This is a genomic window from Aeromonas sp. 84A (assembly GCF_051919345.1).
In the GTDB taxonomy this organism is placed as follows: domain Bacteria; phylum Pseudomonadota; class Gammaproteobacteria; order Enterobacterales; family Aeromonadaceae; genus Aeromonas; species Aeromonas veronii.
Genome location: NZ_JBQBEW010000001.1, coordinates 1,238,238 through 1,250,000 on the forward strand (window position 1 = coordinate 1,238,238; position 11,763 = coordinate 1,250,000).

The window sequence follows — 11,763 nt, forward strand, 5'->3', positions numbered from 1 at the left end:
TGCCGATTCCCCCCTGATTTTTCTGAATTGTCCCTGACTTCACCTTCTCTTCACACAACCTCATTTTCCCCTCACACATCCCCCGTATCTTCTGCCCACTGCTTAAAAGGCCCGGCTTGCCACAGGGGTGGCGAGGGGGCGGTTGGTTCGAGGGAGCAAGATGATGAAAGGTTGGATAAAGTGCACATTGGCCGGAGCCGTGGTGCTGATGGCGAGTTTCTGGGGTGGCAGCGTGCGGGCGGCGGGGATCGAGCTCAAGCAGGTGAGCGGCCCTGTCTATGTGGTGGAGGATAACTACTACGTCAAAGAGAACTCTATGGTCTATTTCGGGGCCAAGGGTGTGACGGTGGTGGGGGCGACCTGGACGCCGGATACCGCCCGCGAGCTGCACAAGCTGATAAAAAGAGTCAGCAGCAAGCCGGTGCTGGAGGTGATCAATACCAACTACCACACCGACCGGGCGGGTGGTAACGCCTACTGGAAGTCCATTGGGGCCAAGGTGGTGGCGACCCGCCAGACCCGAGATCTGATGAAGAGCGACTGGGCCGAGATTGTCGCCTTTACCCGCAAGGGGCTGCCGGAGTACCCGGATCTGCCGCTGGTGTTGCCCAACGTGGTGCACGATGGCGACTTCAAGCTGCAAGAGGGCAAGGTGCGCGCCTTCTATGCGGGCCCGGCCCATACGCCGGACGGCATCTTTGTCTACTTCCCCGACGAGCAGGTGCTCTATGGCAACTGCATCCTCAAGGAGAAGCTGGGCAACCTGAGCTTTGCCAATGTGAAGGCCTATCCGCAGACCATCGAGCGGCTTAAAGCGATGAAGTTGCCGATCAAGACGGTGATTGGCGGTCACGACTCGCCGCTGCATGGCCCCGAGCTGATTGATCACTACGAGGAGCTGATCAAGGCGGCGCCGCAGTCATAGCCGCTGCGCGACAGACTGGCAGCAAGCCTTGCCATCGCTGCAATCAGCAGCCATAACGGCACACCACAAAACGCCCGCTTTCAGGAAATAAGCGGGTGTTTTGCATTGGCGGCTTTTTTGGTGGCTGTGAGTGCGTGGCATTAACGCTGTTCAAGGGAGGGAGGCTTTCATAAGATGGCCCTCTCTCTTTTCCCTGAAAGTTATCCATTTTCGTTATGCAATACGCCTCTCTCGCGCGCCTCAAGCAGGCCTTTATCACCGGGATGTGGGCCTCGCTGGTCAGCATCGTTATCGGCTTCGCCTTCAAGGTGTGGCTGGCGCAGTGGGTCGCCAAGGGGGAGCTGGCGCTGTTCAACAGCGTGGTGGATTTGATCTCCCTCTCTTTTATCCTGATGACAGGTTTTCGCTCCTCCATGGTGGTGAGCTACTCCCAGACCAAAAACGATCGGGACATCATCAATATCTTTCGCTACTTCCTCATCGGCATCGTGCTGCTCACCTGGGGGGCGGTGATCCCCTATATCAAGCACGGGCTCCATATCCGGGTGGAGTATCTGCAACTGGTGGGGGTGATCTTCGGGCTGGGGCTCAAGGTCTACTTCACCAATCTGGTGGCCATGTACCGGATGTATGAGCTCTCCAACCGGGTCACCTGGCTGGAGCCGCTGGCCAACGGTCTGCTGTTTATGACCTGCTACTTTGGACTCGGGATGGATGCGCTCGCCTCGCTCTTCTACGGGCTGACCTTCTCGTCGCTCGCTATCGCCGGTTATATGTATGTTTCGCGCCGTCGGGCCATCGCCACCAGGCCGCTGGCCAAGGTGGCGCTCGGCCCCGAGATGGTGAGCTATGTGAAGAAGAGCTTTACCGCATCCCTGGAGGCGGGGGCCAGCATTCTGATGATTTACATCACTGTGCTGCTCACCATCCGTCACTTCAGCATCGACGAGCTGGGGGATTTTCAGGTGGTGGTGCGCCCCATCTTCACCTATATGACCACCTTGTTTGTCTTCCCTATCTACCGCTTTGTGCTGCCGGAGCTGGCGGTCAATCTGCGCAACGGCGATCACCGCCAGATAAGGCTTATTCGCCGCTGGATCTTCCGTCTCTCCGCCATCGTCAGCCTGGCGTTCTTTGGCTTGATGTTGCTGGCGGGCAAGCCGCTGGTGCTGTTGTTCTTCCCCGCCGACTACGTGGGGGCGGTGCCTGTGCTGTTCCACTTCTCCATCTTCTTTATCTTTATGATGCTCAACGGCTATCAGCTCGCCTATATCAAGGCTCACGGTCACTTTACCCAGAGTTTGTTGATCCGGTTGGCGGGCATAGTGGCGCTGGTTGCCGCCTACTATCTAGTGGCCGAATTCACTGCCAATGTGGTGGCGATTATCGTGGCGCTGGGGCTCGGCTATATGGTGATGTTTATTCTCTCGACCCTGGCGGAGCGGCAAATTTTGCGATCCCTGCCACTGGTGCTGGCGACCCGCTAGGGTGCTACTCGCCAAGAGCTGGCCCCTGTCAGATAACAAAAAACGCCCATGCGGGCGTTTTTTTATTGGCGGTGCAGGGCAAGCTTAACGCTTGCCCTTGCCACCCTTGTTGCCAGCGAGCGCCTGCTTTCTGGCGCGCTGCTTCTGGGCCGCCTTGCTGTTGCGGCGCGGCTCGGGCTCGAAGCGGGTGAGATCCGGCTCAAAGCCCGGAAACCACTGCTGGGGCAAACGGGTGTCGAGCACAGCTTCCACCTTCTCAAGCAGGGGCGCATCTTCCGGGCTGAACAGGGTAATGGCGAGCCCCTTGTTGCCGGCGCGACCGGTGCGCCCGATACGGTGGACGTAATCCTCGGCCACAAACGGGAACTCGAGGTTAATCACATAGTTGAGATCGCTGATATCGAGGCCGCGGGCCGCCACGTCGGTGGCGACCAGTGCCTGCAGGGTACCGGCGCGAAACTCCAGCAGCACTTTTCCCCGCGCGCTTTGCGATAGATCGCCGTGGAAGGCGAGCGCATTGATGCCCGCCTTGCCAAGCTGCTGGGCCAGTTTGTCCGCCCCCTGACGGGTGCGGCTGAAGATGAGTGCCGGTGCCCACCCTTTCACTTTGAGCATGTGTTCGACCAGCGCCAGCTTGCGATCGCTATCCACCGTGTAGACCCGCTGTTCCACCTCGGCCGCCGTGGTGTTACGCGGTGCCACTTCAATCAGCTCGGGGTCGCGCAGCAGCACCTTGCTCAAGGCAAACAGGTTGTCGTCGCAGGTGGCGGAGAAGAGCAGGGTCTGGCGATCCGCCGAGATCTGTTTGAGCAGTGCCTTGATCTCGTCCATAAAGCCCATGTCGAGCATGCGATCCGCCTCGTCAAACACCAGATGGCGGAGGCTATCCAGGCTCAAGGCCCCCTGACGCAGATGGTCGAGCAGGCGGCCCGGGGTGGCGATCAGGATATCCACCCCGGCTTGAAGCGCCTCCACCTGCGCCGCGATACTCACCCCGCCGTAGACCAGCGTGCTGGTGAGACCTGTCCCCTGCCCGTAGCGCGCGACACTCTCGGCAACCTGCACCGCCAGCTCGCGGGTCGGCACCAGCACCAGCGCGCGGATCGGGCGCGGGGACGCCATTTGCGGCTGCGCAAGCAACTGCTCCAGCAGCGGCAGCACAAAGGCGGCGGTTTTGCCGGTGCCGGTCTGGGCACCCGCCATCAGATCGCGCCTTGCCAGAATGACCGGAATGGCGCGAGCCTGAATGGGGGTCGGTGCGGCATAGCCGAGCTCGGTCAGGGTCTGCTGCAAGCGGGGGGAGAGGGCCAGTTCGGCAAAGGAGGCTGTGGACATAGGGGCACCAGTCGGGGTTATCGCGGCCTGCGGCCACGATGCAGTGAGTGATCGTGGCCGCGATGGTAACAGAAGCAGGGGGAGCGGCAGAAGGCGGCTATGCCTCTGCGTCGTCCGGCAACGGCCGGATCAGCCGGATCTTTTTGCCCTCGTAGCAGGCGATGTTGTGCTTGCCCTGCTGTTTGACGTGGTAGAGCAGCTCGTCGGCGAGATGCACTGCCTCGGTGACGGTGAGGTAGTCGCGAATGCGGATCACCCCGGCGGAGAAGGTGATGGGGGTGGGCAGCTCGGGGATACCCAATGGCCGATCCAGCAGGCGGCCAGCGGAGTGGATCATCATCTCGTCATCCTCCATCCCCTTGAACAGCACGATAAACTCCTCGCCGCCCCAACGGATGGCGCTGTCCACCTTGCGGATATTGCTTCTGAGATGGCGGGCAAAGGCGACCAGTGCCAGATCCCCGACGCTATGGCCATAGGTGTCGTTGATCGACTTGAAGTTGTCGATATCGAGGATCATCAGGTAGTCGTGCTCATGGAGCAGACTCTGGCAGAGCACATCTCTGCGTGGCAGCCGGGTCAGGTGGTCGGTGTGCGCCAGGGTGCGCAGCCGCAGGTAGATCTGCTTCCAGGCCACCATGCCCAGCAACAGCACGATGAGATAGACCTTGAAGGCCGCACTTTGCAGGGCCAGCTTGACGAAATCGAACCAGCTGTAGGACCACTTCAGATAGAGATCATCCCCCGCCTTGGTGCGCATAAAGGGTTTGCTCAGGCAGAGATGCCTCGGGCGGCAGGGCTCGGCGGCTTCAAACGATATGTTGGTGCGGGTCGGGTTGATGGTGTCGAAGGGGTGCAGCACATCGTTAAATGCTTCATCGACGGCGATATCGATACCGAGCAGTCCGTATTTGTAACCGCCGCGCCCTGACTGATGAATGAAGGGGAAGTACATCACTATGGTGTTGCGCATGCTGAAGCTGTCGATCTCGATATCGGAGACAAAGGCCTCATCGGCGCTGCACAAAGGGCGGCCGGGTGCAAAGCTGGCGCAACCGAAGTAGTGATACCAGGCGGGCAGTGTCATCAGATCCACCTTGATCGGCGCTAGTCTGGTGGGCAGCACATTGTTGTCGGCCACCATGCCGATCAGCCGGTAGTCATTCCAGATGGTGTAGATATTGATCACCTCCGGATAGGAGAGGGCATAGCGGAAGGTGTTGAGGAGATTGGCTGCCGGGTATTGCAGCGGAATATCGGCAAAGCGGTATTTGCTTTTGAGGTCATACCCGTAGAGATAGTCGCTGCCGATGCTATTCGGGGGCGGTGGCTGATCGAGCAGATGGTGTTGTGCCAGATAGCTGGTGATGTTCTCCACCTTGAGGATCTTGGCTCGCTGGTAGAAGACCTCGAACACGTTCTTCTGTCTGGCGGTGATGAGATCCATGTCGTGCTGGATAGTGAGATAGGTGTAGTAGAAGACAATGCCCAGCCCGGTCAGGGCGAGCAGGGCTAATCCGGCCACTTTGACGATGAACTGGCGAGCACACGCCGATGGCCAGCGCAAGGCTGGGAGGTTACCTGAAAATAAGGTCATAGGTGTCTGGTTAGAGTACCGATAGGGGCGCGGGCGCCATACGGGCAAAGTATACGCGAAGGAAATCCCGACAGGATCCACCGACAAACCTTGCCAGAAGCTGAAGCCCTCACCACTTATTTATCCCTACTCCACGATCAGCACGCTCTCGCTGGCCAGATGGTGCAGCCACTCCCTGACGATCAGCAGCACGGCGGCAAAGTGCTCGTCACGGGGTAGCTGGTTGGCGGCGAGAGGATCCCCTTCCGCCATGGCGGCCAGCTGGCCAAAGGCTTGCTCCACCAGATCCCGATCGAGCTGGTTGTCCCCCAGCACTTCGGCCAGCGACGGCTGGCTGCGCAGGGTCAGCTGCAAGCCGGGCGGGATCTGTGGGGCGATGCGCATCAGCTCATCTTCCACCACCATGATGGCCCGCTCCAGTTCGAGCGGGGTGGGTGGCGCGTGGCGAAACGGTCCGGGCTGGATGGCGTGGGTGCCAAAGGCCAGCGGGTAGTGTGACGGGGCCGCATCTGGCTGGCTCAGCCAGAGCTGACTGCTCTGTTCACCAATCTCCAGCAGCAGGGTCATCATCTCCGGTACGGGTTGTGTCATGGTGCTGAGCTCCTGTATTGTAAACGTTTTCCTATTCTGCCTTTGATACCCCCGCCGCCGACGTTTGGCGAGCACAATTTCTGCGAGTCGTCCCTCACTTTGTTGCAAACCCCTTGCAAAAAAATCCATTAGTGGCAGTCTGGATGTCTAAATGGCTGTCGCCGTTTCGTTATCCTCAGATGATTCAGGAGTTCAGATATGGATATTCGTACCGCTCCCCGCGCCATTGCGCTCGCCCTCATGCTGGCAAGCGGCATCGCCGCCGCCAACGAAGCGCTGGTGATCCAGACCGATTTCGGCCTCAAAGATGGCGCCGTGTCGGCCATGAAGGGGGTTGCCTTCGGGGTGGATCGCACCCTGCCGCTCTATGACCTGACCCACGAGATCCCGGCTTACAACATCTGGGAAGCTTCCTACCGCCTCTACCAGACCCTGCAGTATTGGCCCAAGGGCACTGTGTTTGTCAGCGTGGTTGATCCCGGTGTCGGCACCGAGCGCAAATCAGTAGTGCTCAAGACCAAGAGCGGCCACTACATCGTGACTCCGGACAACGGCACCCTGACCCTGGTGGCCGAACACTTCGGCATCGAGGCGGTGCGCCAGATTGACGAGAAACTCAACCGCCTCAAGGGCTCCGAGAAGTCTTACACCTTCCATGGCCGCGATGTGTACGCCTATACCGGCGCACGGCTCGCCTCCGGCGCCATCAGCTATGAGCAGGTCGGCCCGCAGCTGCCTGCCGAAGTGGTGAAGATCCCCTATCAGCCTGCGGTAGCAGAGAAGGATGGCACCCTCAAGGGCACCATCCCGATCCTCGATGTGCAGTACGGCAACGTCTGGACCAATATCGACGATGCCCTGCTGACCAAGGCGGGGATCAACAAGGGGGATAACGCCTGCATCAAGATCCGCGAAGGGGATGTGGTCAAATATGACGGCAAGGCCCCTTACGTCAGCAGCTTCGGTGACGTGCCGGAAGGTCAGCCGCTGGTCTACCTCAACAGCCTGCTGCAGGTGTCGGTGGCGCTGAACATGGACAGCTTCGCCGCCAAGCATCAGGTGCAATCCGGTGCCAACTGGCATATCAGCCTGAAGAAGTGCTCCTGAAGATTGTCGGGCTTTCGACAAGCGGGTTTGAAGCAAGAGAGGGCAGCCAAAGAGGCTGCCCTCTCTCATTGGGTGGTAAGGCGTTGCTGATAAGGAGTTGTTGTCAAAAAGCATATTAATTGAATGCAATTGATAATGATTGGTATTTGGTTGGATAATCGCGCACTTGTCTGACCACCCAACCATACCGAATGAAAACCAGCCTCTTACTGCTCAGCCTGCTGGCTCTGACCGCATGCAATGACAATCATAGCAATACGTCTGTGGCCCCCTCACCCGAGGTGACCCCGCCGGTCGTCAAGCCGACCGAGCCGCCCATCACGCCGCCAACAGTGCCGCCGGAAACCCATACCCGGGTTCCTCTGACCATTGAGGTCAATGTGGCCGATCGGTTGGGGGCGGGAGCACAGCTTGAGGTGAGACAGGTCGCCACCGGGATCCGCGTGCAACAGGCCATCGAACCGGGCCAGCTTGTCAGCATCACTTTGCCAGCAGGTCTGCAACTGGATCAGCCACTGGAGCTGCTCGGTAGCGACGAGGGCTATCTGCTGCGCGCGGTATCGGTGCGGGTGGCGGATCTCTCGGCCGGGATCACGCTGGCGCGCCGCAACAGCGTGCCGCGGCTGGGACTGAACGAGGAGGAGACGGCGCTCTTCCTGCTGGCGGATCAGAGCGGAGATGGCTCCCTCAGTCAGGCCGAGTGGGGTAGAGCAGAGGAGATCCGCCTGCAACAACAGGCGGCTCTTCAGGATTATGCTGTCTTCCTGCTGGCCCAGCGCCAGCCGGGTGCCGTGCTCGACTATGCCGACAGCTGGCAGATGCTGTTGGCCCTGCGCGATGACAAGCAGGCGCGCAGCTGGTATCAGCGCAGCAACAGCGCCCAGATCCAGTCCGCCCGTACCCAGCTCTATCCCGCCAATCCGAGCCAGCCGGACGAGCCGGAGACGGCAGATCTGCTGCGCCTCGATGAGCAGGGGCAGCTGGTGGTGCGTGGCCCCTGGCAGTGCCTGCACGATGTGCGCGCGGTCAGCGGGGTCAAGGGCAGCCAGTACTGGCTTTATGGCAGTGACTCCAGTGCGTTGAAGATTGCCAGCCAGCCACAACTGGCATCGGTGCCGAGCGGTTGCGGCCGCAGCGACTGGCGCCTGCCGACCCTCACCGAGTTCGAACGGCTGCTGAGCAGTGACAAGTCGGCATGGCGCTATCCCAATACCTTTGCCGTCACCCTGCCCGCCCAGATCTGGCTGCAGGATGGGGCGGGTCAACCCCGTCTCTATCAACTGGCGACCCGAACCTGGCTGGATGAGGGAGAGGGCAGTCTGCTCTGGTATGCGCTGGTTCCGTATCCGGTGCGTCCCTCCGTGGTGCGCGATAGCAGCAAGCCGGACATGGCGGCCCTGCGCGCCCAATACAGCGGTTCATCGGCCCAATGGCCTGCCGCCCGGGTGGATGACGGGGTGGCATGGCAGGAGCTGGGGCCGCTGCCGGCGGTTCCCTTTCCGGCCGACAACCCCTATAGCCGGGCCAAGGTGGTGCTGGGTCAGCAGCTCTTTTTCGACAAGCTGCTCTCCAGGGGGCGGGATATCAGCTGTGCCAGTTGCCACGATCCACAAAAGGGGTGGAGCGACGGACTGAGCGTCTCGGTCGGTCATCTGGGCCAGAAGGGCAATCGCAACGCTCCTTCCATCCTCAACAGTGCCTTCAGCTCGACCCAGTTCTGGGACGGGCGGGTCGCCACGCTGGAGGAGCAGTCGCTTCACCCGATCCAGAATCCCATCGAAATGGCGCTGAGTCATGACGAGCTGCTGGCTCGCTTGCAGGCCAGCCCCGACTATCAGGCTGCTTTTGCCACCGCCTTTGGCGATCAGGGGATCACGCTGGAGCGGATCGCCAAGGCGATCGCCACCTTCGAGCGCACCATCATCAGCCGCGACAGCGATTTTGAGCGCTTTGTCAAAGGGGATAGTCAGGCGCTCAGTGACAAGGCGCTGTGGGGGATGCACCTCTACCGCACCGATGGCCGCTGCATGAACTGCCACTCCGGCCCGCTGCTGAGTCAGCACGGGTTCGAGAGTGTGGGGCTCACCTATTACGGTCGTGGCAAGCTGGAAGATCGCGGGCGCTTCCTGCAGACCCGCAACAAGGCAGACATCGGTCGCTTCAAGACCCCCAGCTTGCGGGACGTCGCCTTTACCGGCCCCTATATGCACAACGGCATCTTCCCGATCCTGGCTCAGCGTGTCGGCGGCTCGGTGCAGGGGGTGGTAGCCATGTACAACTTTGGCGTGACCAAGTGGAGCAGCGGGGTCGGCTTCCCGACCGGTGCGGATCAATATGATCCCTTCTTCCCCAAAGCCTCCGATCACCTGCATGCTCTTGGCCTCAGCAATGACGAGCTCGATGCCATCGGCGAGTTTTTGCGCAGCGCCTCGGCCGAGCCGCGCCGCACTCCGGCCACGGTTGCTGAGCTGGGGGTGAGTGAGGCGGATGACCTTACTCCGGTGGGGGCGGTGATCACCGGATTGGCTGTGCTGCCTGCCCAGCCTCAGCTGGAAGTGGGGCGCTTACTCCCTCTACAACTGCAGTGGCAACTGAGCGATGGCTCTCTCGGCCCGCTCGATGGGCCTGTTGAGTGGCGCAGCGAACAGCCGGAGTTCGCTACCGTGAACACGCAGGGCGAGGTGCGCGGTGTGGCGGTCGGTACGGCACGACTGGTGGCGACCACGGCTCGTCACACGTTGACCGTGACGGTGCAGGTGGTGGATGCCCAGCCCGATTTTGCCCGGGGCTGTCGTCAACCCGAGCTGGTGGCGGGCAAGCTGGCCTTTGTCTGCCAGCTGACCAGGGGCGAGGCGGATCGTCTGTCCATCTCCTATGACGGTGTGAGCAGTGACAGCGATGGTGACTACAATCCCTTCCCGCTGGAGTATGTGACCATGGGGCAGGCGCGGGCACGGGATTACTGCCAGCAGCTGGTGGCGCGCGGTCACGATGACTGGCGTCTGCCGACCCGGGCCGAGCTGGAGGCGTTGTTTGCCGCCTACAACAAGGATGGCGCGACGGATCAGTTGCTTCAGCAGCAGGGGTGGCCGCTCTACAACCGCTACTGGAGCAGCGATGCAACTGCCAATGACGATGGTGAGCTGCCGTTGCTCGACCTGAGCACCGGCGACCTGTTGTGGGATCTGGCGGATGAGGCTCATGCCGCCACCTGCGTCAGGGCCATCTAGCCTTCATAGATAGTCAGATGAAAAACGGGCGCTTCGGCGCCCGTTTTGTTCTCTGGTAATAAAGAAAGGGATCAGAACTCGTTGGAGAGCGCCTTGTACCCTTTGACCAGATCGATATTGGTGTGAGCCACGTCCTCGGAGAATTCGGCGGCATCCACCGAGACCCGCGGGATATGGGTTAGATCGCTCTGCTGGTTGATGCGGGTGGTGGAGGGGACGTAGAACTCCGGTGGCAGATCGCAGCCATCGATCACCGAGTTGTGACGCACCACGGCACCATCGCCGATATGGCAGTTGAACAGCACGCTGTTGAAGCCGATAAAGACCCGGTTCCCCACTTCGCATGGCCCGTGGACAATGGAGCGGTGAGCGATGGAGGTGTACTCGCCGATGGTGACGGCGGCGCCGGATTTGGAGTGGATCACCACGCCATCCTGAATATTGGAGTTGGCGCCGATGACGATGGGTTCCATCTCGCCGTTGGCATCCACTTCGTCGGCGCGGATCACCGCATAGGGGCCGACAAAGACATTCTTTTTGATGATCACCTTGCCGCAGATGATGGCGGTCTTGTCGATATAGGCGGATTCGTCGATGACAGGCAGATGGCCGGAGGGATTCTTGCGGATCATGTTACATCCTGTGGTTGCCAAGAGGGATTATCTGGTGGTGGACGAGGAGCCTACCGGTCGGTCAGCTTACCCCTGCTCGCCCTCTGGTGAAACCCCTGACTGGTCTGACCCTTGTCGCGCGCAGTATCGGCATGGCTGTTTCCCGCCGTCAGAATATGGGAGCATGGCTGTCATCCCGAGTCGCGTTAGGTGGACATATAAAGATGAAGAAGATGATTGCCCTGTTGGCGGGTGGTTTGTTGCTCTCCTCGGCCGTGCAGGCCAAAGGGGAGGCGGGGGAGTTTGACTATTACGCCATGGCGCTCTCCTGGTCGCCCGAGCATTGCGCCGTCAAACCGGCCGATCGGGACCAGTGTTCCCGCAAGCTGGGCTTTGTGCTGCACGGCCTCTGGCCCCAGTACGAGCGCGGTTACCCCAGCAACTGCACCCGCGAACAGCTCGATCCCGATATGGAGAGCGAGTTTGCCGACCTCTACCCCAGCCGTTTCCTCTATCGCCATGAGTGGGAGAAGCACGGCACCTGCTCCGGCTTGAGCCAGCAGGCCTTCCATCAGCTGGCGAGCGATTTGCGCCAGAAGGTGAAGATCCCGGCGGCCTATCAATCGCCGGAAGAGCCGCTGCGCAAAACCAGCTTCCAGCTCAAGGCCGATCTGGCGAGCGCTAACCAGTGGCTGGCTCCCGACAACATCACGGTGGCCTGCGCCGATGGTGGCCGCTTCCTGCGGGAGATTTACATCTGCGTCAATAAAGAGGGGACAGATGCGGTCACCTGCTCTGCCGAGATGCAAAAGCGCGAGCGTCGCTCCTGCGGTCAGCCGGACTTCCTGCTGCGCAGCGTGCGTTAAGCCTCCACTCTCTT

Annotated in this window: 9 protein-coding genes; 5 read left to right on the forward strand and 4 right to left on the reverse strand. The window is 60.6% G+C overall.

Features of this window, described 5'->3' with window-relative positions:
* Nucleotides 1–160: 160 nt before the first annotated feature.
* The gene (gene cphA, locus ACTG20_RS05910) at nucleotides 161–925 is read left to right on the forward strand and encodes a CphA family subclass B2 metallo-beta-lactamase (RefSeq protein ID WP_194494669.1); all 765 of its coding nucleotides are present in this window, start codon (nucleotides 161–163) and stop codon (nucleotides 923–925) included.
* Between the two features lie 215 nt (nucleotides 926–1,140).
* The gene (locus ACTG20_RS05915) at nucleotides 1,141–2,412 is read left to right on the forward strand and encodes a hypothetical protein (protein WP_194494670.1); all 1,272 of its coding nucleotides are present in this window, start codon (nucleotides 1,141–1,143) and stop codon (nucleotides 2,410–2,412) included.
* A gap of 84 nt (nucleotides 2,413–2,496) precedes the next feature.
* On the opposite strand, the gene ACTG20_RS05920 is transcribed toward ACTG20_RS05915, so the two are convergent.
* The 3 genes from ACTG20_RS05920 to ACTG20_RS05930 form a co-directional block, all read right to left on the reverse strand.
* Nucleotides 2,497–3,747: a DEAD/DEAH box helicase gene (locus tag ACTG20_RS05920; RefSeq protein ID WP_194494671.1), complete on the reverse strand. Its 1,251-nt coding sequence runs from the start codon at nucleotides 3,745–3,747 to the stop codon at nucleotides 2,497–2,499.
* Nucleotides 3,748–3,844: 97 nt separating this feature from the next.
* The gene (locus ACTG20_RS05925; RefSeq protein WP_234915273.1) at nucleotides 3,845–5,344 is read right to left on the reverse strand and encodes a GGDEF domain-containing protein; all 1,500 of its coding nucleotides are present in this window, start codon (nucleotides 5,342–5,344) and stop codon (nucleotides 3,845–3,847) included.
* Nucleotides 5,345–5,470: 126 nt separating this feature from the next.
* The gene (locus tag ACTG20_RS05930; RefSeq protein ID WP_194494672.1) at nucleotides 5,471–5,935 is read right to left on the reverse strand and encodes a hypothetical protein; all 465 of its coding nucleotides are present in this window, start codon (nucleotides 5,933–5,935) and stop codon (nucleotides 5,471–5,473) included.
* Nucleotides 5,936–6,133: 198 nt separating this feature from the next.
* On the opposite strand from ACTG20_RS05930, the gene ACTG20_RS05935 reads away from it, so the two are divergent.
* A complete protein-coding gene (locus ACTG20_RS05935; RefSeq protein WP_194494673.1) occupies nucleotides 6,134–7,042 on the forward strand; it encodes an SAM hydrolase/SAM-dependent halogenase family protein in 909 nt (302 codons plus the stop codon).
* Between the two features lie 191 nt (nucleotides 7,043–7,233).
* On the forward strand, nucleotides 7,234–10,272 hold the full coding sequence (locus tag ACTG20_RS05940) for a cytochrome c peroxidase (RefSeq protein ID WP_439987512.1): 3,039 nt from the start codon (nucleotides 7,234–7,236) through the stop codon (nucleotides 10,270–10,272).
* A gap of 71 nt (nucleotides 10,273–10,343) precedes the next feature.
* Here ACTG20_RS05940 and ACTG20_RS05945 read toward each other — a convergent pair whose 3' ends face one another.
* Nucleotides 10,344–10,904: a gamma carbonic anhydrase family protein gene (locus ACTG20_RS05945; protein WP_194494675.1), complete on the reverse strand. Its 561-nt coding sequence runs from the start codon at nucleotides 10,902–10,904 to the stop codon at nucleotides 10,344–10,346.
* A gap of 203 nt (nucleotides 10,905–11,107) precedes the next feature.
* Between ACTG20_RS05945 and ACTG20_RS05950 the strand changes: the two genes are divergently transcribed.
* Nucleotides 11,108–11,749, forward strand: a complete 642-nt coding sequence (locus tag ACTG20_RS05950) for a ribonuclease T2 family protein (protein WP_194494676.1) — start codon at nucleotides 11,108–11,110, stop codon at nucleotides 11,747–11,749.
* Nucleotides 11,750–11,763: the final 14 nt, after the last annotated feature.